This window comes from Roseitalea sp. MMSF_3546, assembly GCF_030732865.1.
In the GTDB taxonomy this organism is placed as follows: domain Bacteria; phylum Pseudomonadota; class Alphaproteobacteria; order Rhizobiales; family Rhizobiaceae; genus Roseitalea.
On record NZ_JASHKB010000040.1, the window covers coordinates 1 to 21,126 of the forward strand.

General features: G+C 63.7%; 17 protein-coding genes and 5 pseudogenes. 16 read left to right on the plus strand and 6 right to left on the minus strand.

Going from position 1 to position 21,126, the window contains the following annotated elements; all coding sequences use genetic code 11:
- Nucleotides 1-204: 204 nt before the first annotated feature.
- Nucleotides 205-1,221 (minus strand): annotated as a pseudogene (locus tag RBB34_RS18785) (IS110 family transposase).
- Between the two features lie 87 nt (nucleotides 1,222-1,308).
- Nucleotides 1,309-1,647, minus strand: a pseudogene (locus RBB34_RS18790) (transposase); the annotation flags it as partial.
- A 409-nt stretch (nucleotides 1,648-2,056) separates the two neighbouring features.
- Here RBB34_RS18790 and RBB34_RS18795 point away from each other — a divergent pair.
- The 8 genes from RBB34_RS18795 to RBB34_RS18830 all read left to right on the plus strand — a co-directional run bounded on the left by RBB34_RS18795 (nucleotide 2,057) and on the right by RBB34_RS18830 (nucleotide 9,062).
- The gene (locus RBB34_RS18795; RefSeq protein ID WP_306120777.1) at nucleotides 2,057-3,196 is read left to right on the plus strand and encodes a glycosyltransferase family 4 protein; all 1,140 of its coding nucleotides are present in this window, start codon (nucleotides 2,057-2,059) and stop codon (nucleotides 3,194-3,196) included.
- 42 nt (nucleotides 3,197-3,238) lie between these two features.
- On the plus strand, nucleotides 3,239-4,282 hold the full coding sequence (locus RBB34_RS18800) for an EpsG family protein (RefSeq protein ID WP_306120778.1): 1,044 nt from the start codon (nucleotides 3,239-3,241) through the stop codon (nucleotides 4,280-4,282).
- An 84-nt stretch (nucleotides 4,283-4,366) separates the two neighbouring features.
- Nucleotides 4,367-4,933 carry a dTDP-4-dehydrorhamnose 3,5-epimerase gene (gene rfbC, locus RBB34_RS18805; protein WP_306120779.1) on the plus strand — a complete coding sequence of 189 codons (567 nt, stop codon included), beginning with the start codon at nucleotides 4,367-4,369 and terminating at the stop codon, nucleotides 4,931-4,933.
- A 4-nt stretch (nucleotides 4,934-4,937) separates the two neighbouring features.
- Entirely contained in the window at nucleotides 4,938-5,978 is a 1,041-nt protein-coding gene (rfbB, locus tag RBB34_RS18810; RefSeq protein ID WP_306120780.1) for a dTDP-glucose 4,6-dehydratase, read from the plus strand.
- A complete protein-coding gene (gene rfbD, locus RBB34_RS18815) occupies nucleotides 5,975-6,835 on the plus strand; it encodes a dTDP-4-dehydrorhamnose reductase (RefSeq protein ID WP_306120781.1) in 861 nt (286 codons plus the stop codon). The genes rfbB and rfbD overlap by 4 nt, the downstream gene beginning before the upstream one ends.
- Nucleotides 6,832-7,707, plus strand: coding sequence for a glucose-1-phosphate thymidylyltransferase RfbA (gene rfbA / locus RBB34_RS18820; protein WP_306120782.1), 876 nt, complete (start codon nucleotides 6,832-6,834; stop codon nucleotides 7,705-7,707). The genes rfbD and rfbA overlap by 4 nt, the downstream gene beginning before the upstream one ends.
- 7 nt (nucleotides 7,708-7,714) lie before the next feature.
- A complete protein-coding gene (locus RBB34_RS18825; protein ID WP_306120783.1) occupies nucleotides 7,715-8,830 on the plus strand; it encodes a glycosyltransferase family 4 protein in 1,116 nt (371 codons plus the stop codon).
- Nucleotides 8,799-9,062 carry a HigA family addiction module antitoxin gene (locus RBB34_RS18830; protein WP_306120784.1) on the plus strand — a complete coding sequence of 88 codons (264 nt, stop codon included), beginning with the start codon at nucleotides 8,799-8,801 and terminating at the stop codon, nucleotides 9,060-9,062. Before RBB34_RS18825 ends, RBB34_RS18830 begins: the two co-directional genes overlap by 32 nt.
- 61 nt (nucleotides 9,063-9,123) lie before the next feature.
- Here RBB34_RS18830 and RBB34_RS18835 read toward each other — a convergent pair whose 3' ends face one another.
- Nucleotides 9,124-10,167 (minus strand): Rad52/Rad22 family DNA repair protein, encoded by a 1,044-nt coding sequence (locus tag RBB34_RS18835; RefSeq protein WP_306120785.1) that lies wholly within the window; start codon nucleotides 10,165-10,167, stop codon nucleotides 9,124-9,126.
- The gene (locus tag RBB34_RS18840; protein ID WP_306120786.1) at nucleotides 10,167-10,667 is read right to left on the minus strand and encodes a siphovirus Gp157 family protein; all 501 of its coding nucleotides are present in this window, start codon (nucleotides 10,665-10,667) and stop codon (nucleotides 10,167-10,169) included. Before RBB34_RS18840 ends, RBB34_RS18835 begins: the two co-directional genes overlap by 1 nt.
- 84 nt (nucleotides 10,668-10,751) lie before the next feature.
- Here RBB34_RS18840 and RBB34_RS18845 point away from each other — a divergent pair, with 84 nt between their 5' ends.
- The 4 genes and pseudogenes from RBB34_RS18845 (at nucleotide 10,752) to RBB34_RS18860 (ending at nucleotide 16,586) form a co-directional block, all read left to right on the plus strand.
- On the plus strand, nucleotides 10,752-11,009 hold the full coding sequence (locus RBB34_RS18845; protein ID WP_306120787.1) for a helix-turn-helix transcriptional regulator: 258 nt from the start codon (nucleotides 10,752-10,754) through the stop codon (nucleotides 11,007-11,009).
- Nucleotides 11,010-11,697: 688 nt separating this feature from the next.
- Nucleotides 11,698-11,841: pseudogene (locus RBB34_RS18850) on the plus strand (peptidoglycan-binding domain-containing protein); the annotation flags it as partial.
- 105 nt (nucleotides 11,842-11,946) lie between these two features.
- Nucleotides 11,947-15,879, plus strand: a pseudogene (locus RBB34_RS18855) (lysozyme inhibitor LprI family protein); the annotation flags it as partial.
- Nucleotides 15,880-15,905: 26 nt separating this feature from the next.
- Nucleotides 15,906-16,586: a HEAT repeat domain-containing protein gene (locus tag RBB34_RS18860; protein WP_306120788.1), complete on the plus strand. Its 681-nt coding sequence runs from the start codon at nucleotides 15,906-15,908 to the stop codon at nucleotides 16,584-16,586.
- Between the two features lie 4 nt (nucleotides 16,587-16,590).
- Here RBB34_RS18860 and RBB34_RS18865 read toward each other — a convergent pair whose 3' ends face one another.
- Nucleotides 16,591-17,664, minus strand: a complete 1,074-nt coding sequence (locus RBB34_RS18865) for a hypothetical protein (protein ID WP_306120789.1) — start codon at nucleotides 17,662-17,664, stop codon at nucleotides 16,591-16,593.
- 56 nt (nucleotides 17,665-17,720) lie between these two features.
- Here RBB34_RS18865 and RBB34_RS18870 point away from each other — a divergent pair, with 56 nt between their 5' ends.
- From RBB34_RS18870 to RBB34_RS18885, 4 genes are all read left to right on the plus strand, one after another.
- A complete protein-coding gene (locus RBB34_RS18870; RefSeq protein ID WP_306120790.1) occupies nucleotides 17,721-18,521 on the plus strand; it encodes a hypothetical protein in 801 nt (266 codons plus the stop codon).
- Nucleotides 18,521-19,648, plus strand: coding sequence for a hypothetical protein (locus RBB34_RS18875; protein ID WP_306120791.1), 1,128 nt, complete (start codon nucleotides 18,521-18,523; stop codon nucleotides 19,646-19,648). Before RBB34_RS18870 ends, RBB34_RS18875 begins: the two co-directional genes overlap by 1 nt.
- 286 nt (nucleotides 19,649-19,934) lie before the next feature.
- Nucleotides 19,935-20,216: a type II toxin-antitoxin system RelE/ParE family toxin gene (locus RBB34_RS18880; RefSeq protein ID WP_306120792.1), complete on the plus strand. Its 282-nt coding sequence runs from the start codon at nucleotides 19,935-19,937 to the stop codon at nucleotides 20,214-20,216.
- Between the two features lie 12 nt (nucleotides 20,217-20,228).
- Complete coding sequence (locus RBB34_RS18885; protein WP_306120793.1) at nucleotides 20,229-20,519, plus strand: HigA family addiction module antitoxin; 291 nt, start codon at nucleotides 20,229-20,231, stop codon at nucleotides 20,517-20,519.
- A gap of 61 nt (nucleotides 20,520-20,580) precedes the next feature.
- Here RBB34_RS18885 and RBB34_RS18890 read toward each other — a convergent pair.
- Nucleotides 20,581-21,126: pseudogene (locus tag RBB34_RS18890) on the minus strand (hypothetical protein); the annotation flags it as partial.

A 21,126-nucleotide genomic window follows, 5' to 3' on the forward strand; every position in this document is an offset into this window, starting at 1 on the left:
TAGTTCCTTCTCAATGGCCATGTGATGATTCTCCTTTCCATCATCATGGCCTCAAGCACGAAATTCCTGACAGTCCCGTGCTTGGAGGCACGTAGCCAAAGGCTGGTTTTCCTGACCCAGATCTGTTCAATCGTTACGCCCATTCAGGTCATCGACTTCTCACGCTCCCCTCGGCGCCGGCGCTGAGTGATCCTGATAGGAAGCTCATGCCACCGCCGGAACCCTGTAGACTTCGTTCTTCGTCAGCATCGCCCAGATCTGCCGGGCCATCTTGTTGGCCAGTGCGATTGCGACCAGCATCTTCGGTTTCCTCGCCAACATCCGCTCTATCCAGCTCTCAGCCAATATCTTGCGACGTGCACTGCCCAACAACCGCGTCATCGCACCGATAATCAGAAGCCGCCGGATATCGGCCTGTCCCGCCTTCGAGATTCGCCCAAGGCGCTCCTTTCCGCCAGGTGAATGCTGTCGCGGGACAAGCCCCAGCCAAGCCGCAGAATTGCGCCCACATTTGAACTGCGCCATGTCGGGACTGAATGCCTCGACAGCCAGGGCCGTCAACGGACCCACGCCCGGCATGGTCTGCAGGCGCCGAGCCGTGTCTGACTGGGCGGCCAGATCCTTCAGCTTCTTGTCCCGCGCTGCGATCCTTCCTGTCTTCTCTGCAATCTGCGCCAGGAGATCCCGGCATTCCTCGCGGATAGTGGCGGGCAACTCGCAGGTCTCCTCCACAAGTGCCTCCATGCGCTTCAGGTGGACCAGCCCCGCAGGAAAGACATATCCGTGTTCATAGAGGACAGCTCGCAGGGCGTTCACATCTTCAGTGCGTTATCGGACCAGTCGATCCCGACCCCGGAATATAGCAGCCCGCGCCTGCTGCTCGACAGTCTTTGGCGCAACAAAGCGCATCTCGGGCTGGCGAGCAGCAATGACGATCGCCTCGGCATCGGCTGCATCATTCTTTTGCCGCTTGACGAACGGCCGAACGTACTGCGGCGCGATCAGTTTAACCTCGTGGCCAAGGCCTTCGATCTCGCGAGCCCAGCAACTCGCGCTGCTGCAGGCTTCGAAAATCACCAGGCTTGGCGCCTGCTTCTCCATGAACACCCGAAACTGTTGGCGTGTCAGCTTCTTGCGAAACTGCACCTCGCCGTTCGACAATGCTCCATGAACCTGGAAAACTCGCTTTGCCAGATCCACCCCAATCATCATATCCTTCATTTCGCCGTCCTCTCCGCTTCATGGCTCATAGATTACCATGCTGGCACATCGCGATGCCGTCTGGGGAGGGCGGCAACCATCCCATCTGTCGATGATTGCGGCGGACGGGTGGGCGTCGCGGCCGGCACGTTCGCGATCCGCCATGACCAGTGCGTGGTTGATCTTCTCGAACAGCGAACCGTCGCGAAAGGCCGCGAACCATCGATAGACGGTCGGCCACGGCGGAAAGAGCCGCCATGTGATGCCGCCGCGCAGCACGTAGAAGATGGCATTCATGATCTCTCGCATCGGCCATTGGCGCGGTCGGCCGGTCCTGGCCGGCGCGGGCATGAATGGGGCGATAATTTCCCATTCCGCATCACTCAGATCGCTTCCATAACGCAGATGATCGCGGCTATGCTGCCGACGGGTGGCCGGTGTCCACATGAGGCTCTCCAACCTGGCTTTGACAACCGTTTGGAATCACATTCGGACCCGGCCATCCAGTCTTCCCCGAGTTTCAGGACAGCCTCTGAGGCGCTGCGGCCAACATATGAAAGCGAAAAGTATTCAAATTATTCCTATTTAGATGAAGTCGGAAAAGACGAGAAAGACTATTCTTATAGTTTTGCGGATTCACTGATATCAAAAATCGCGAGTCATCCAAAGCGAGAAATCGCGATCCATACTTTTTCCCATTTTTACTGTTTGGAAAAGGGTGGCACAGATGAGGCTTTCCGAGCGGATCTGACTGTGGCAGTTCCCGATCTGACTGCCCGTTGCCGCCGCGCTTTTGAAGAGGTGTTTTCGCTTCACGCGCGAAGAAGTGACTATCGCGACGTCTACAGACAGATTTGTGAACGTCGGCAGCGACAGTAGCGCTACAATCTTGGTTGCATCGCAAAAGCAATACACGCTTCTGGTGCTCTCTCGGTATGATCGGCTCGGCGCCAGCAGCCGCTTGCGGACACAGCAATATGCCTCCCATCTGATGGACGCCGGATTTGCGGTGCAATACGCGCCCTTCTTTGAAGATTCATATCTGAAGCGTATCTATGCAGGAGGCAGTGGCCGTGCGACGGCGATCAGGAGCTATCTGCGTCGGATTCATGTGCTGAGGCGGGCCAAAAGCCCTGACCTTGTTTGGCTCGAAAAAGAGTCGTTTCCCTGGTGGCCGGGCTGGCTTGAGAGGCTGTTAACGGGACGACTTACGCCAATCATCACTGACTACGATGACGCAATCTTTCATCGCTACGATCATCATGACCAAGCGTTGGTTCGTACGATATTCGGAGCCAAGATTGATCGCATTATGGCGCAGGCGTCTTTGGTAACCGCGGGCAATGGCTATCTTGCGGCACGAGCTAGGCGGGCCGGCGCCCGCTCAGTGGAGATCGTACCAACGGTCGTTGATATGCAGGCCTATCAGCCGTGCAGGCGAGAGACCACGTCAACCAAAGCGACGGTGATTGGTTGGATCGGAATGCCGTCCACCTGGCGCTCTCACGCCTCCCTATTGGTACCGCTCCTCGATTCGCTCGTCGAACAACGTGTCGCTACCATTCGTGTCGTTGGCGCACATTTCAGGGAGGCGAAGGCGGGTTATGAATTCTGCGACTGGTCTGAGAAGACTGAAATCGAACTGCTTCAGAATATGGACATCGGCATCATGCCACTGCCCGATACGCCATGGACACGCGGCAAATGCGGCTACAAGCTGATCCAGTATATGGCATGTGGTTTGCCTGTTGTGGCGTCGCCCGTCGGTGCGAACAGGGAGATCGTCGAGCATGGCACGAACGGTTTTTTGGCCGCCACGGACCGTGAGTGGCATGAGGCTCTAACGACACTGGCGGCCAACCCGGATCTGCGCAAGAAGATGGGCGCGCAAGGCCGCAAGAAAGTGGAAAGCTGGTACTCGCTTCAGGTGCAAGGGCCGCGCGTTGCCGCAATGTTTCGAGAACTCATCGAGCTGAACAGAGTTGGCCAGAAATGAATGTCCGCGCTTTCTGGCATTTTTCAAATATTCGCGTGATCCATGCTGACTTATTACTTCACATTTGGGTTTATGCTCGTAGCAAATCGAGCGGCATGGGGCGATCGCACGACCAGGCAGGTGGTCTATTGGTCTCTGCTCATCGCCATGTTCATTTTTTCCGGCTTCCGCTATCAGGTCGGCTGCGATTGGAGCGGCTACGGCGTCAATTTCGACATTCAGGCCCGTCGCTCCTTTCAGGACGCATTGGAGTCGCGAGAACCGGCCCACTGGGCGCTGATTACGCTGATCCAACGGCTGGGGCTTTCCTACACCTATCTGAACGTCGCAACATCGGCGATCTTTTTCTTTGGCTTTCACACACTGGCCAAGCGGCAGCCGAATCCGGTGGCTTTTTTGGTTCTGGCCTTTCCGGTCCTGGTCATAAACATGCCGATGTCGGCGATCCGTCAGGCGGTTGCAATCGGCTTTGTCTGCATGGCTTATTCGGCCTTCATCGACAGGAAGCTGATCCGCTACGTCACCCTTCTTCTACTCGGTTCGCTGTTTCATTCCAGCGCGATGATGTTTCTGCTTCTGGCGCCGTTCGTTGTCAGCCGCTATTCGATCAATAGCTTCATCGTGGCAGGCATCTTGTCTGTGCCGGGCTTGTTTTTTCTCTTGGATACGCCAGCCGCAGACCTTGCCGTTTCTCGCTATATCGTGCGCGATGTTGATGCCGCTGGCTCGGCGTTTCGCCTGGGCTTGCTGACGCTGACGGGCATCGGTTTTCTTTTGTATCTCCGACGACCATGGCGCCGCCATTTCCCCGAGGACTACAAGCTGGCCAGCATTGGCGCATGGCTCATGGTTGCCTTCTTTTCGCTCTTTTTTGTTTCGACTGTGATTGGAGATCGATTCGGCTACTATCTCATTCCAATTCAGTTGATGATTTTTGCCCGAATACCCTATTTGTTCCCTGCACGGCGAAGTACGATGATGACGCTCGCGCCCTACGCGCTACTCACGCTTGTCTTCTTCACGTGGACGCAGCTCTCCTGGCATTTCCAGCACTGTTATCTTCCCTATCAAATGCGTTTCGGATAAGCATCGCTGGTTCCCAGAGTAGTTCAAGCGCCACATCGGTCATGCGCCGCAGAGTGGCGAAATCAACGCAGGAGCACGCCTTTCGTGCCGGCCATTGAGAAGCCCCCCATTCCGGAGCTGCGCGTCATCGTGTCCACGCGTTTCGGTGACGAGCGGGGCTTCTTTTGCGAAGTCTGGAACAAGGCCAGCTTCGCCGAGGCCGGCATCGAGGCGGACTTCGTCCAGGACAACCACTCGCTGTCGCGATCTGCGGGCACGATCCGCGGGCTTCACTTTCAGGCACCGCCGCACGCCCAGGCCAAGCTGGTGCGCTGCGGTCGGGGGAGGCTTCTCGATGTGGCCGTCGATATCCGGCGCGGGTCGCCAACCTACGGTCAGTGGTACGGCGCGGAACTGAGCTTCGAAAACGGACGGCAATTGTTCATTCCCGAAGGATTCGCGCATGGTTTTGCCACGCTCGAACCCGACACCGAGATCATCTACAAGTGCAGCGGCTACTACGCGCCGGACAGCGAGGGTGCCATACGCTTTGACGATCCCGACCTTGCCATCGACTGGGGCGTCGATCCGGCCAGGGCCGTCGTGTCGGACAAGGACCGGGCTGCCCCCTTGTTTGCTGCGCTGAAAAGTCCCTTCACCTTCACGGAGTGAGCCGATGCGCCTGCTCGTAACCGGCGGTGCCGGCTTCATCGGATCGGCCGTTGTCCGACAGGCCCCACAAAAGGGCCATGCCGTCATCAATCTCGATGCGCTGACCTATGCCGCGTGTCTCGACAATGTCCGTGAGGTCGAGGGCAGCGCCGACTACCATTTCGAGAAGGCCGACATCCGCGATCCGACCCGGCTCAAAGACATCTTCGCGCGACACGAACCCGATGCGGTCATCCATCTGGCTGCCGAAAGCCATGTCGACCGGTCGATCGACGGGCCGAGCGCCTTCATCGAGACCAACATCGCGGGCACCTACAACCTCCTCGAGGCAGCACGCGCGTACTGGATCAGGTCGGGAAAGCCGGACGCCTTTCGCTTCGTCCACGTGTCGACCGACGAGGTCTATGGCTCGCTCGGCTCGCACGGCCATTTCACCGAAGCGACGCCCTATGCGCCCAACAGCCCCTATTCGGCCTCCAAGGCCGCGTCGGATCACCTGGTGCGCGCCTGGTGCGAGACCTACGGTCTGCCCACCATCATCACCAACTGCTCGAACAATTACGGCCCCTATCAATTCCCCGAAAAGCTCATCCCTGTCGTTATCCTCAAGGCGCTGGCCGGAGACAAAATCCCTGTCTACGGCGCCGGCGAGAACGTTCGTGACTGGCTTTTCGTGGAAGACCATGCCGATGCGCTTCTGACCGTTCTCGAAAACGGACGGATCGGGCGCTGCTACAACATTGGCGGCGAGAACGAAGCGCGCAATATCGATCTCGTGCGGATGATCTGCGCGATCCTCGACACGCGGCTCGATCGGTCCGACCCGCACGATCGCCTGATTGAATTCGTTGACGACCGTCCCGGCCACGATCTGCGCTATGCGATCGACCCGTCGCGCATTCGGACAGAACTGGGATGGCGGCCCTCCGTGTCACTCGAACAAGGGCTCGAACGGACCGTGGACTGGTATCTTTCGAACGAGACCTGGTGGCGATCGCTTCTTGAACGCGGGGGGGTTGGCGAGCGTCTTGGAACGCGCCGGTGAGAGCGCTCGTCTTTGGCAGGACGGGACAGGTCGCGACGGAACTGCAACGGCGCTGTCCGGGCGATTGGCAGTTGACCGCCTTGGGTCGTGATGACGCGGATCTGACCGATCCGGCCGCATGCGCGGCAATCATCGCCGGCGCGGACGCCGATGTCATCATCAATGCGGCCGCCTATACGGCCGTCGATCGCGCCGAGAGCGAGCCTGACCTCGCCTTTCAAGTCAATGCCGCAGCACCCGGCGCGATGGCAAAGGCCGCGGCGCGCGCCGGCATACCGTTCGTGCATCTGTCAACGGACTATGTGTTTGACGGAACCGGGCAGACGCCGTGGAAGCCCGAGGAGGAGACCTGCCCGTTCGGCGTTTACGGACAAAGCAAGCGCGATGGCGAGGTCGCGGTGGCCGGGGCAGGGGGACCGCATGTGATCCTGCGCACCGCCTGGGTGTTTTCCGCCCATGGCCAGAATTTCGTCAAGACCATGCGGCGCCTCGCGGCAGACCACGATACACTGCGGATCGTCGGCGATCAGGTCGGCGGCCCCACCCCGGCCGCGGCGATCGCCGATGCCGTTTATGCCATTGCCGAGCATCTCAGGCGAGGTGCACCGGGCCAGGGGATCCATCATTTTGCCGGTCAGCCGGACGTCAGCTGGGCGGGTTTTGCGCGCGCGATCTTTGCCAGGACCGGCCATTCGGTCGAAGTGGTCGACATCCCCACAACGGACTATCCGACCCCCGCCGCAAGACCGCTCAACAGCCGGCTCGACTGCAGGACGCTTGAGACCGATTTTGGCCTGGCGCGGCCGGACTGGCGAGAGGGCCTCGATGCGGTCCTGGACGAATTGGGAGCGCCATGAGCGAACGCAAGGGCATCATTCTGGCCGGCGGGTCGGGCACGCGTCTGTGGCCGATCACCATGGGCGTCTCCAAGCAGCTCCTGCCGGTCTATGACAAGCCGATGATCTACTATCCGCTTTCGGTATTGATGCTGGCCGGGATACGGCAGATCGCCATCATCACGACACCGGATGACCAGAGCCAGTTCCAGCGTCTTCTCGGCGACGGCGCGGCCTGGGGCATCGATCTGACCTATCTCGTCCAGCCCGCGCCCGAAGGCCTGGCCCAGGCCTATCTGATCGCCGACGCGTTTCTCAACGGCGCGCCGTCGGCCATGGTCCTTGGCGACAACATCTTCTTCGGTCATGGCCTGCCCGAGCTGATGGCCGATGCCGATCGCACGATCGAGGGCGGCACGGTCTTCGGCTATCAGGTGTCGGACCCCGAGCGCTATGGTGTTGTCGGCTTCGATGAAGACGGCAAGGCGCAAACCCTCATCGAAAAGCCCCAGACCCCGCCATCGAATTTCGCGGTCACGGGGCTTTACTTCCTCGACGGCACCGCGCCCGAGCGAGCCAGGAGCGTCGTCCCCTCGGCCCGCGGCGAACTGGAGATCACCGCGCTGCTGCAGATGTATCTCGATGAGGGACAGCTCTCCGTTCAGACCATGGGCCGCGGCTATGCCTGGCTCGATACCGGCACGCATGCCAGCCTGCTCGATGCGGGCAATTTCGTGCGCACGCTCGAAAACCGACAGGGCCTGCAGGTGGGCTGCCCTGAGGAGATCGCCTACCGCGCCGGCTGGATCGATACGTCAGCACTGGCGCGGCAGGCCGAGCGTTTCGCCAAGAACGACTACGGGCGCTATCTGATGCGCTTGCTTGAGCGCTGAGGCTTGCTTGCACGTCCTCCTGACGGTCAATGCGGCGTGGAACGCCTATAATTTCCGACGCGCCCTCATCGCCGATCTGATTGCCGATGGCCATCAGGTCACCGTCCTCGCGCCGTTCGATGACACCGCCGAGCGCCTCGGGGCGATGGGCTGTGATGTCGTGCCGCTGACGATGGACCTGAAAGGTGTCGCCCCGCATCGCGATCTGGCCCTGATGCGCCGCTACGTGGATCACTTTCGCCGGCTCCGCCCCGACGCCATCTTGAGCTACACGATCAAGAACAATGTCTATGGCGGCCTGGCGGCGCGGCGGCTTACCATCCCCGCGCTTCCCAATGTCACCGGGCTGGGAACGGCGTTTTTGTCCGGCCCGGCCCTGCGGCGCATCGCCGAGACCCTGCACCGCACCGCCTTTTACAGGGCACCGACCGTGTTCTTTCAAAACGGCGATGACCGCGATCTGTTTGTCGAGCGGCGGCTTGTGCGCGAAGACCAGGTGCGCCTAGTGCCGGGTTCCGGGATCGATCTGGACCACTTCGCGCCGCCGGAGCGCCAAGAGGCCTCAACCGCGCTGACCTTCCTTTTGATCGGGCGCCTCTTGCGCGACAAGGGCGTCGTCGAATTCGTCGAGGCCGCACGGCGGGTCAGGACAAGCCATCCCGAGGCGCGGTTTCAGATCCTTGGCCAGTTGGGCGCCGAGAACCGCTCGGCCATCGACCCTGAGACCGTGCAAGCCTGGCAGGAGGAAGGGGTGATCGAGCATCTGGGCGCGACGGACGATGTGCGCCCCTTCATTGCCGACGCCGATTGCGTGGTGCTGCCGTCCTATCGCGAGGGCACGCCACGGACCCTGCTCGAGGCCTCCGCCATGGCCCGGCCGGTCATCGCGACGGACGTGCCCGGCTGCCGGCAGGTGGTCGACGATCGCGCGACGGGGCTCTTGTGCCGGGTGCGCGACGCCGACGATCTGGCCGAGAAGATGCTGGCCATGATCGCGCTTGGCCCGGACCGGCGACGGGCGATGGGCCAGGCCGGCCGCGTCAGGATGGAGCGGGAGTTCGATCAGAGGATCGTCGTCGAGGCCTATCGGGATGCGCTTGCGCGCGCCGCATCAAATCGGTAGGGCTCGACGACGAACAAAAGATGAACATTTTGCTCGCATTCACGTCCCGCGCACGCGCATCGAGCGTCTCGTTGCAGGCCACACGGGCGTGTCCGCCGACACCGCAATGCGCCTTGCGCGGGTCTTTGGCACGACCCCCGAATACTGGATGAACCTGCGGCGTGCCTGGGATCTGGCGCAGGCGCGCCAGAGTGTCGACGTCTCCGACATCGAGCCGCTCGCGGCCGCCTGAAACAGGGCCGGTCGGATCGGAACTGCCGCGATCGCGCCTGCATCGCACCGCGATAAACCGCTCAACCGGTCTTCTGCGCGCCCGCCGCGCCGTGACGCTCCGGCACCGAATGTTTGTCGCGCTCGCGCGTCTGCGCCCACAGCTCCTTGGCCGTTTCGAGCGGATCGATGCCATGCTCGGCCCAGAACGCCCGTTCGTCGCCGCGCTGATGCAGCGCCCGGTGATGGGCCGAACACAGCGGCACGGTGAACGCGTCCGACACCTTCCGTCCCATGGCACTGGGCTGGGCGAAGGTGACGTGGTGGGCCTGCGCCCGGTTGCGCCCGCAGATCAGGCAGGGCCGGCTGGCGACATGGCGCAGATGCGCCGGATCGCGCTCGCGCCTTGGTTCGGACAGGGTCAGCGCCGACTTGTCGATCGGCACGGTGGCGGCGCGACCCTTGCCGATCGGCGTCACCGGCCTTGAGAGGGAAGCCGCCGGCGGATCGTCTGAGGGTTCACCAGCGTCGCTTGCAGGGCTGTCAGGGGTGGCGTCGGTCGACGCGTCATCGTCATTCCGGCTTGCCCCGGCATGCTGGCCCTTGTCGGCTGCCCCGTTGCCCGCCCGCCATTGGCCGTTCGCCCCGCGTGGCTGGCCGCCGGTGTCCGGCATCGCGCCGTTGCCCATGCCCGGCCCGGCCTTGACCGGGTGCCCCGCATGCAGCGACAGCCCGAACGCATTGCCGAAGGTCATCAATGCCCGTTTGGTCGCGTCCGTCTCGGCGGCTTTCAGCGCGAATTCGTGCGCCTGGCCCGGCGAGACGGCATTGGCTTCACCCGCCCCCGAGCCTTCCCGGACGATGTCCTGGCCGGCCGCGCGCACGGTCACCCGCACCCGCGTGACATAGACCGCGACATACCGCATGCCCTGATGCTTGGTATGGACGCACTGGCTTTCGACGGTCTGCCGATGCCAGCCATCGAAGCCGAAGATCCGGTTGGCCTCGGCGATCACGTGCCAGCCTTCCAGATAGTGCCAGACCGCCCCGTTCTCGGAGCGGCTTCTGACATGGCGCGGCTTGAGCTTGGCGCGCAGCTGGCGGGTCTGCCTGTCGGAAAACCCCATCACTTCACCCTCACCGACAGGCACGGTTCGGGATTGGACAGCGCTGCCCCGTCAACACCGGTGCCCGCCTTCAGGGCATCGCGCAGGCCGGCGCGATCCAGCCGGGCCGGCTGCGGGATGAAGAACCACTCGGGAATGCGCGCCTCATCGGTGATGACCAGTTTGGGTGGCGCCGCACGCAAACTGGCCGTAAAGTCCGGCGCCATGATCTTGTCGATTCCCGCTTCATCCATGGCCGCGCGCGCCACGGCCCGCTTGGCCTCCGCCCGGCGCCCGATCCGTTCGAGCCGGCCCTTCAGTTCGCCGATCCGCGCCTTCAGTCCGACCAGCAGGTCTTCATCATCGAGCGCCGAGCGGACCAGGCGGGCGATCGCTTCATGCAGGTCGGTCGCGCCCTCGAGCGTGTCGGCGAGCGTTTCGTCGTCCAGATCGGGGTGGGCCTTGAGCAGCTCCTGGCGGAGTGCCGTGAAGTGGGCGAGTTCGAATTCGATCTTGTTCATCGTGTCCTCGAAAATTAAATCTTGTGAGAATTAAAATAAATCATGATAGGCAGAAAATCAATGCTGTTTTCGGCGTCGTGACGGATGCTCACGGGCGAGCAGATCCGCGGCGCACGAGCTATGCTTGGCTGGAGCCAGTCGGAATTGGCAAAGCGGGCAAATCTGGGGTTTGCGACAGTTCAGAGGGCCGAGAGAAGCAGCGGCAGAGTCTCAGGTATGATCGAGACCGTCGTCAGACTCCAACAAGCACTTGAAGATGGAGGCGTCATCTTCATCGACGCCGACGATGAGGCCGGCCCGGGTGTCCGCATGCGCGCGACCGGTGCGCTCACTAGGCGATAGGTTGGGCGACCGCACACGAATTGGAATGGAGGCCCTACCGGTCGGCATCGCCCACATTCGCTGACGGTCCGCAATCCAATCGCCAGGGGCCTCCCACGCTCTCCCGCAAGGCGCAGTGCCACGTTGCTTGCACGCATAAACGAAAGCGCGAGGCGTCCGGCCGCGCCGGAACCATCGCCACAGGCGCGCAACAGCCGATGACGGACACCGTCGAAGCACAGCCTACGGCTGAGATTCGTCGGCCGGCGCCAGCAACAAGCTCCGCGAGCGGGTCAGGTCTCATGCTCGAACGCTCCAGGTGATTGGGTCGACAACCCAGGCTTCGCGATGCGTCGGTGCACCTCACGCGCCGCAACGATCACGATCGACCGGCCGGAGCGGGACTGTCTGCAGGTGTCCAGCTTGCGCCAAAATAGACTTGCACCATTAACTTGAACCGGCTGCTTGTTCTTGTCATGATAGCCGCTCAGGTGGTGGGGTGAGGTCAGCGTTGATCAGATTTCCCTTTGTTTTGGCATTTGTGCTGGCCCTCAGCACGTCTGGCCAGGTCCGGGCTCAGGAATTGGGGGATCTGCTGCGCGGTGGCGCCGCAATACTGCTTGAAATCCAGCGCCAGGAACACCAGCGCACCGCGCAGCCGCCGCAGGCGAGCCCGACGCGCATCGCCCAGTCCGAGCAACGCGCCATGGTGCGCCGAATCCAGGCACAGCTGGCCGATCTGGGTTACGATCCCGGTCCCGTCGATGGCCTGATGGGGCCGCGCACGCGCCGTGCCATCATGGCCTTCCAGCGCGCCTACGGGCTCGATCCGACCGGCGAGGTCAATGCCGTCACCGCCGCCGCGGCCCAGGCGGCATGGACGAGCCGGACCCGGATGGCCGAGCCCGCACCGGCACCGAACACCGTCGTCGAACCGAGCTTTGATTGCGCGCGCGCCAGCACCGCCACCGAACGGGCGATCTGCGCCAATGCGCAACTGGCCGCGCTCGATCGCCAACTCAGCCAGCGCTACGCCGCGGTCCGCGATCGGCTGGCCGGCGCGGCGGCCGATGCGCTCGTCGCGCAGCAGCGCCGCTGGATCGCCCGGCGCGATCGCTGCGGCAGCGATGCGCGATGCCTCGCCGAACACATGACCGCAAGGATCGCGACACTCGACGCCGCCACTGCTGCCGCAGGCGGCGTGGCACCCTCAATCGACGGCGCTGCGGGCGTGCAGCGTCAAGAGCCGCCGACGGACGGGCAAGCCCTGGCGTTCGGCAATGGCGAACAAGTGGGTGAAAGTGCGGCCACCACGGTTGCCGATCCGCGCATGCCGCTCGTCGATGGGCTTCCGGCCCTCTATGCCACCAGCTTTTACCGCAATCCCGATCCGTTCCGGTCGCTGGCCGACAGCCGGTTCGATTACGCGTTCAGACTGCCCTACTTCTTTTACCGGATGCTGCTGGGCGAAGCCGCCGAGACAGGAACGAGCGATCGCTTCGTGCCCTGGACGGCGCAAACGCTTCACAACGACACCATCCGGCAGATCGCCGTGCGCGCACTTGGCGAAGTGCCAAGCATCTTCGACCATACCCGGCGCAGCGGCGAGCGCGGTCTCGAACTTGCCGCCTATATCGAGGCCGCCAGTGCCAATCGCTCCAACATCCATGGCCTGAACGAATTCGATCAGCGCCGGCTCGAGACGGCGATCACCGCCGCGGCGGCAGCGCGCACAAGCAGCGAAGCGATCGCCGCGCGCCAGTCCATGATGCTGATCTGCCGGATCATGCTGCCCGAATACGACTTCGACAACGAACGCTTCAACCTGCCGGTCGCAGCGCTTCGCGACGGTTGCGTCCGCCCGGCGCGCCTTCAGGGGTCCTCGCAGATCCGCTGGATGGATGCGGGGATCGAACTGTCCGTGCGCGCCGGCGGCCTGCCTGCACACTGGCCGATGGCGCCCGAGGCGGCCGAGGCCCTGGTCGGCGACGCCAGCCGCTTGGACCGGCCGTCGGTCTACCTTGTCGCGCCGGTTGATGTGACGGCGAGCCTTGACACGGTCACCGACGGCCGGCGCGACCGCCACACCGTGCGCATCACCGGCGAACGCATCGGACCGTTCACCCTGCGCGATCCGGCCGACCTCGCCCGCATCTTGTACACCTTCGATGATAACGCCCTCGATCGCAGCCGGATCGCGCCGCTGGCCTATCTTGAGGATCCCGGCCAGGCGATCGACCCGCGCCTGCCCTATCGGCACGATTTCGAGACGGGGCGCCTGCTCGCCCTGCGCGCCGGCGCTGACCTCGATGAGGACCGATGGCGCCAATGGCTCGAGGCGCGCGTTCGCCGCGAACAGGAAATCTATCGCGACGATGTCGGAAGCAACTGGTATCGTTATGACGACTGGGGTCCGTTCTTTGCGCGGGCGGACTTTGCCGTCAACGCCGAGCGTCTTGGCGCCTTCAAGGCGTGGTCGCGCGCCCGCGCCGCCGCCCTGCCGGCCACCATGACCATCCGGTCGGACATGTTCTACTATTTGCCGACCGCCGACGAGCCGGGCCGGTTTCGGCTCGCCGACCGGACGTTCGACCGGCGCGACGGCGATCGCCTGCCCGTGCTCGGCGCAAGGATCGACACGGTGCGCGAGTTCAACCTCGATCGCGACTTGGGCGGGATGACCGTTGTCGGCGCCTACAGACCAGGCGCTCGCACCGCAAGCTGGGTGGACGCGCTGTTGCAGAACGAACTGGGTGGCGGCGCCGATCGCACCGTGCAGGTCGGCGAACGCGGCGTCCTGCTTTTGCCCGCACCGCTGTCCGACTATGATGTCGCCTTGTCCCATGACGCGCTCGCCAGCCGCGCCGCGGACGGCGAGACCGGCATGCGGTTCTGGCTCGACTTGGAGGTCGCGCTCGGCGACAGCGGCATCTACACCGTCGAGGGCAGCGCCTATGTCGCAACCGCCATCACGCCGCAGCAGGTCACCATGCGCCTCGAGGATGGCGCGGTGATCGATCGCGCCGATCTCACCGGTGTTCCAGCGCGCGATTTCGGGCAGGTTGTCACCGATGTGGTGACGACCGATGCGCCCGCCACGGCGCTGACCGAGGAGATCGTCGACCTTTTGCGCCTGCGCCATCTGTCCGACACGGTCGAAAAGGCCGATCTCGAGCGCATGTTCGTGCAGCGTTTCCTTTACGAGAAGGCCGCCGAACAGGCCGGATCGACGCCGCAAGGCGGCACCTTCTTTGCCAATGTCGCCTTCCTGCCCGAGGGCGCCCGGCGCCAGGCAATGCTGCCGACCTTCCGCCAGTGGAGTGCGGCGCGCGCCCGGAGCCTTCCGCAGCAGGTGATCGTGCGCCTGCCCTGGCCGCCGGGCGCGCTCGACCGCTTCGGCCGGCCCAATACGCCGTTTCACGCCCCCGGGTTCACCCGTCACGGCCGCGATTGCACGGCCGCGGTTCTCGACCTTGATGCGGCCGCTCTGGCGGCGCGCGCGTCAACGCTCGGCCTGGCCGACCGCCGTGAACTGCAACGCTGCATCGTGCTGCAGGCCGCCGATCACTATGCCGAGCCGACGCTGTTCCTGACGAACGCCCGGCCACAGCATGCATCGGGCCCCCAATGCGATCGCCAGGGTGATCGTTATTGCCGGCTCAAAGGCGATGCCTACGACATGGTGCCCGGCGCCAGACCGCTTCAGCATCTGTTCTTCGCGCTCGACAAGGTGCCCGGCCTGTCCGGCCTGCCCGGCGAAGGCGTTGCCGGCGCGATGCTGGAACTTCGGCTCGTCGTTGCGGACGGCGAACGCCTTTCGCGGTTCCCGCAAACGCGCGCCGAGAAGGCGCGTGCCGCGATCGCCGAGTTCAATGCGCGCTGGGGCGAGGGGGCCACCCGCGCCGACGAACCGGTGCAGTTCAACGGCATGGCCGCAAGCCTTCAGGCGAGTGTGTCCTCGGCGCGCATCGTCAACGCCGAAACCGGCGAGAACCTGTACGCCCTGCGCCTTGAGGATCCGCGGCCGCTGCCGCTCCATCTGCTGGACGACGATCCCTTCTCCGCGCCGGGCGAGGCCGGCTTGTCCGACGATGGTGCACAGCGCCCATCCGATGCGGCCACCGGCCGCGACATTCTGGGCATCCGCCTTGGCATGACCCTGACCGAGGCCGAGGCGATCGTGCGCGAGCGGATCGATGTAGGCACGGTGCTGGCCGCCGATCGCGCCGATCAGCTTGCAACGCTGACCGACGGACCCATGCCCTACAGTTCCGGCCGTCTGTTCGTTTCCGCCGATGGCAAGGAGGCGATCGCGCTGTTCAATGAGCCGCCCGCCGCACCCGACGAACTGGTGGCTGCGTTCCGTGTCGTCTTCCTGCCGGACGGATCGGTCAGCGAGGGACCGCTGGGCCGATCGCTGATCGAGCGGTATGGCGAGCCTGTTGCGACCGCGCCCGCCGGCAACGCCTACCGCGGCGGCTTCCGCTGGATCTGGGCCGACCAGCCGCTGGAGCATGACTGCACGATCAGCGTTGAAGGCCGCCAGACCGACCTGTGGTCGCAGCTTGTCGAGGGCGATGGCTGGGAACCGCCGCCGCCGCTTTACGACTATCTGCTGCCGCATCTGCGGGCACGGCCGGACCTGCGCCCCGAACGCCTCGATGATCCGCAATTGCGTTCGCGGCTCTGCCCGGACCTGCTGGCCGTGCAGATGGTGAACTACGAGCCGGCACGGCATATTCCGGCCGAAACCTCGACCGTGATCATGACCTGGATGTTCGACGAACTGGGCTATGTGGACGATTTGCGGGCGAGCCGCGATCGCATCGCGGCGGGCGACCCTGTGACCCAAACGCAAGCCGAGGACGCAGAACTGCCGATCGAGTTTTGATGTCCGGTTTCGAACTTGACGCGGCGGTGGCGATGAAGGACGGTCCAATTTATCGCGACAGTGTATGGAACCGCGTGATGAGAGCTTGCCTGCTTGTCTGTTTCTGGCTGAGCCTTGCTATGTCGGCTTCGGCCAGTTCCGTTCTCGATGAAATCGAAGCGCAGATCGGCGAGCGGTCGGACGAACTGGTGCGGGCCGAGCGGTTGCTCGCCGACCCCGATCCCAATCGCCGTATCGCCGCGATGGAGGCGCTGTTGCGGAGCGGAGATCCGGTGTTCGTCAACAAGGCCAAGGAAGTCGGTCTGTACTCGGACGATCCGCGTCTGCGGGCGGCCGCAATCCGCGCCGTTCTGGACGCTGGCGGTCCGATGCGCGCTGAATTCGAGATCCCGGCTGACAACTCGGAACTGACCCAGATCTATGACTGGTTGCGCATGTTCAAGGGCAGCTGGACCCAGGACGCGCGTACGGGCTATTTCTCGTTCGTGGTCGGCGATTTCGATGCCGAGCAGGATTGCTGGAAATGGCATGAAGGGCGCAATTGCGTGTTTCGAATGAGCGGCGAAAAGGTGATGACCGCTGACTGGAGCTTCAATATCGTCGGAACATCGGTGATGGAGCTGGACGACACAGGGACCTTGACCGGCGCATTTCTGGTCAATGGGCGCGGAACGCCGGTCACGATCCGCATCCCGCTGATCGACTGAGCTTCTAGCGAACGGCGATCGAATCGAGGCGGACCGCTTTTCCGGCCTGCCAGCTATCGACGATCGTTATGCGCAATGCGCCGGTTCGCAGACCGGCGCCGTGTGCCAAGGTCAGTTCGCCAAAGGGCGTCATGTCGGCGCGCCCGAAGGACAGCCAGCTCGGCCGATCCGGGCTGCCCGCCCGCCTTTCGACGATCACCGATCTTGGCACCGTCGATCCGGGCGCGCGAACCGCGCGCATCTCCACGCGGCGTATGCTCTGCGTGCCCCCCTCGAGCCTCAGTTCGATCTGCAGCGGCAGGTCGTCCGGTGCGACGAGCAGTGGGTGCGCGCCGTCCCTCATCGCCCAGCAGCTTGCTTCCGGTCGCACCGGGCCGGCCGAGCAGGCCGCGATGTCGCCCGCCTTCCCGAAAAGCCCGATCGTCGTGTCCGCCTCCGTCCGATCGGCAGGCGCGGGCGGCGCTTCCCCGCGATTGGCGAGCAGCCGGTCAAGGCGGGCCACGATGGCATCCATGCGCAGGGCTCTCGCCCGCCTGTCCGTGATGGCTTCGATGATCATGCCGACCGGCTCGCCGCCGGCAGTCACGATTCCGCCGCTTCGTCCACCAAACAGTCTGTCGCCCTCATCGGCGATCTCGATCTCCATCATCTCGTAGGTAATCAGGTCGATGTGGCCCTGCACGCGTTCGATCTGGCCCGCCCCGCTGACGGTGACGAAGCTGGTCTCGCCACCCAGCGAGATCAGGTCCACGATATCGCGCGGCAGGTCCTCAAAGCGTGTCCGGCATCGCTCGGTCAGTCCGCCCGTGACGACCGCAACCGACAGATCCATGCTCGGCAGGAACGACTGAAAGACGCGACCGGCACCCCTGACCGGTGGCGAGCCGGCCGAAAGGCTCAGTTCGGTCGTACCAAGGTGCACGTGCTCGGGCAGGATGACGTAGCAGATCGTGTTGTGGGTAACCGCAAATCCCTGCCCGGCCGGGCTGTTGACCGAAACCGGTTCTGTCGCGGCTCCCATCGTCGTCGTAAAAAGGGCTGCGAGCGCGAACAGCGCACGGTTGACGGTCTTTCTCATGCGATGATCTGCCCTTGTCGTCCCGTTTTCATCGGCCGAAGATGCGGTTATGATCTGTGACGACATTAGCTTGTCTTGGCACGGTTGGGAAAGAGCGCATGGACTTCTGCAAAAAAGCGGCCGTCGCATCGTGCACTTTCGGGCTCCTTGGCTCGTCGTTTGGCGCGTCGGCTCAGGACCTGCCGACATTGATGCCCAAGACCGACCCCGAGCCCTATGGCGAATTGGCCGAAGCCGCCCAGGTTTCCGCGGCGCGCATCGTCGTCGGCGTCGCCCTGGTCGGCGAGGTGCCTGGCAACAAGCCCGATCTGATTGCCCTTGTGCCGGCGGACTGGGCGTCGCACCCGATTTGCGCGCGCCTGATCAGCCCGGATGCACTGTTTGAAGGATTGGCCGAATACAATGCCCCTGACGAGCCCGACAACGATCTGGTCAGGCTGGGCGACAGCACGCCGGCGGGCCCCTGGTTCACCGCCGAGCATTGGACGGAGCTGAAGAAGCGCAACGTTGCCGAACTCGCCCTCGCCGTGACCAAGGGGGCATGCAGCGCGCCCTCAAGCGAATTCGCGCTTTCGGCCCTGTCCGCGAACGCAGCCGAACTCGCCACCACCGTTGCGGTCTACGTGAACAGCCAGGGCGCCGAACGGGTCTTCGCGGAAGTTGCGACGCAGACCGGCGAGAAAGCCGTCACGCTGTGCGACCGGTCCGGATCGCAGAGCACTGTCGGCTATGACCGTCTTTGCCTTGCCGACATCGATGGCATCAGCGGAAAGCTTGAGGTCAGGATCAACCGCGTCAACTACGGTGCCTATGAGGATCCGGTCGACCTGACCATTTATGCCGGCCCTCTTGACTGATGTTGACCGCTCAAAGGGCCATCAGGCTGCGCCATCTGTCACGGTTGCGGATCATCGGCCTGATCCTCGTGCTGCTGGCGACCCTTGTCTTGGGCGTATTTTACTTCATAGCGCAGGACCGGTCGTTTCTGGCCGAATTCGAGACATTTTCCGCCGAGGTCGCATTCACCGACGATACCGCCCGCAACACATGGAGCCTTGCGCCGGGTACGTTGCTGTGCCGGCTCGACCTTGGCGGCCAGCGCCGTGAGACTGACGGGCCGGGGGCCGAAGACGACAACCGGCTGCGTGACCTCATGTGTGAGCCGGCCTCGTTTGACGCCGTCGAGACCGACAGGACTTTGGCGTTTCGTTGGCCGCAGGGTGCAATGGTCGTCGTGCACGCAGGGCCGGGCGGCAGCTTGATCGCCGATATCGAAGCTGTTGCCGAGGGCGATGGCATCGATGTGGGCGCCGGCGCGCCGCTTGCAAAGGGCGATCGGATCGTGCTGCCGCCGGAGCCGTTCTATCGCAGCGGCAGCCTGCCGTTTTCGGGGCAGGTCAGGATCGGTGCCGAGGCAGGGGCTGGCCAGCGCGGCTATCTCGTTGCTGGCCATTACGTCATTCGGCAGACGCTGCCCGGGCGCGACAATCCGCTGACGGTTGCATCAGGCCAGCTCAATCGTGGCGACCGGGTCGGGTTTCGCTTTTCCGACGACCGGGGGCAGGGGGCGGTCTACGGCTTCATATCCGCTTACGCCAACCGCGAGAGCCAGGCGTCGAACGTGCCGTTCCACCTGGTCGCCTACACGGCACTCGGTCGCGGTGAGATGACGATCAACAGGTTTGCCAACCGGACAACGGTCATCAAGCCCGAATGGACCGATCGCGCGATCAACGATCCCTGGCTTATCGGTGCGACTGTCGTCCTGACCCTTGCTGCCCTTTGTGCCGGCATTCTGGCCGATTCCATGGCGCATTTCCCCAATGGCCAGCGCGAGGCCGGAGCGCCGGACGAGTCGTCCAGTTCGGCGGACATCGCTCACTCGCGGCCACCTGAGGGCGCCAAGGCGGGCGAACCCGACGCGCCTGAAGCCACCTCAGGCAGTGCCATGGCCGCACGAACGGCAAGCGAGAGCGATGACTGATCCCAGTCGAATGAGCCCGAACGCGGTACGCGCTCGGGTTCTGACAGGCCCGGACCGGCGACGGGCGATGGGCCAGGCCGGCCGCGCCAGGATGGAGAAGGAGTTCGATGAGAGGATCGTCGTTGAGGCCTATCGGGATGCGCTCGAGCGCGCCGCATCACTTCGGTAGGGTCCAAGATCGAACAAAAGATGAACATTTTGCTTTCGATCTAACGTTTTGAGGGTGTTTGTCTGTCAAACGCGTTCCTTCGGATGGAGGCACGTATCATAGCATGATACAGTTGCCATGATCGTCAGCACGAAGGGAGAACGCGCACCAACTGTGCTGGAGGGCAGATACGCAAAGGCGTTCTCCCCTGATAGGGTTATGCGGACGCGGGCCATGCTGTCGGCCCTTGATGCGGCGATGGTTCTTGACGATTTGCGTTTTCCACCCGGCAACCGGCTCGAACAGCTCAAGGGAGATCGCGCCGGCCAGCACGCGTTGCGGATCAACAAGCAATGGCGGATCTGTTTCGTATGGACGGACCAGGGTCCCGCCGATGTCGAAATCGTCGATGATCATTGAAGGAGGAACGCGATGACGCGGCTCACGGATGCATCGCACCCTGGTGAAGTGCTCGCCGAACTCTATCTCGGGCCGCTTGATTTGAGCGCAATCGCGCTGGCAAGGCGCATTCACGTCCCGCGTACCCGCATCGAGCGTCTCGTTGCAGGCCACACGGGCGTGTCCGCCGATACGGCAATGCGCCTTGCCCGGGTCTTCGGCACGACGCCCGAATACTGGATGAACCTGCAGCGTGCCTGGGATCTGGCGCAGGCGCGCCAGAGTGTCGACGTCTCGGACATCGAGCCGCTCGCCGCTGCCTGAAACAGGGCCGGTCGGATCGGAACTGCCGTGATCGCGCCCACCTCGCAGCGCGGCAAACGCCTCAACCGGTCTTCTGCGCGTCCGCCGCGCCGTGACGGTCCGGCAGCGATTGTGTGTCGCGCTCCCGCGTCTGCGCCCAGAGCTCCTTGGCCGTTTCGAGCGGATCGATGCCGTGCTCGGCCCAGAACGCCCGTTCGTCGCCGCGCTGATGCAGGGCCCGATGATGGGCCGAACACAGCGGCACGGTGAACGCGTCCGATACCTTCCGTCCCATGGCACTGGGCTGGGCGAAGGTGACGTGGTGGGCCTGCGCCCGGTTGCGCCCGCAGATCAGGCAGGGCCGGCTGGCGACATGGCGCAGATGCGCCGGATCGCGCTCGCGCCTTGGTTCGGACAGGGTCAGCGCCGACTTGTCGATCGGCACGGTGGCGGCCCGACCCTTGCCGATCGGCGTCACCGACCTTGAGGGGGAACCGGCCGGATCGTCTGTGGTTGCACCAGCGTCGCTTGCAGGGGTGGCGTCGGCCTGTGCGTCATCGTCATTCCGGCTTGCCCCGGCATGCTGGCCCTTGTCGGCTGCCCCGTTGCCCGCCCGCCATTGGCCGTT

Bases quoted from the DNA above. Each gene is read 5' to 3' on its own strand.
- RBB34_RS18800 (WP_306120778.1), top strand. From the start codon at position 3,239: ATGCTGACTTATTACTTCACATTTGGGTTTATGCTCGTAGCAAATCGA.
- rfbB (WP_306120780.1), top strand. From the start codon at position 4,938: ATGCGCCTGCTCGTAACCGGCGGTGCCGGCTTCATCGGATCGGCCGTT.
- rfbA (WP_306120782.1), top strand. From the start codon at position 6,832: ATGAGCGAACGCAAGGGCATCATTCTGGCCGGCGGGTCGGGCACGCGT.
- RBB34_RS18830 (WP_306120784.1), top strand. From the start codon at position 8,799: ATGCGCTTGCGCGCGCCGCATCAAATCGGTAGGGCTCGACGACGAACA.
- RBB34_RS18835 (WP_306120785.1), bottom strand. From the start codon at position 10,167: ATGGGGTTTTCCGACAGGCAGACCCGCCAGCTGCGCGCCAAGCTCAAG.
- RBB34_RS18840 (WP_306120786.1), bottom strand. From the start codon at position 10,667: ATGAACAAGATCGAATTCGAACTCGCCCACTTCACGGCACTCCGCCAG.
- RBB34_RS18845 (WP_306120787.1), top strand. From the start codon at position 10,752: ATGCTCACGGGCGAGCAGATCCGCGGCGCACGAGCTATGCTTGGCTGG.
- RBB34_RS18865 (WP_306120789.1), bottom strand. From the start codon at position 17,664: ATGAGAAAGACCGTCAACCGTGCGCTGTTCGCGCTCGCAGCCCTTTTT.
- RBB34_RS18875 (WP_306120791.1), top strand. From the start codon at position 18,521: ATGTTGACCGCTCAAAGGGCCATCAGGCTGCGCCATCTGTCACGGTTG.
- RBB34_RS18880 (WP_306120792.1), top strand. From the start codon at position 19,935: ATGATCGTCAGCACGAAGGGAGAACGCGCACCAACTGTGCTGGAGGGC.
- RBB34_RS18885 (WP_306120793.1), top strand. From the start codon at position 20,229: ATGACGCGGCTCACGGATGCATCGCACCCTGGTGAAGTGCTCGCCGAA.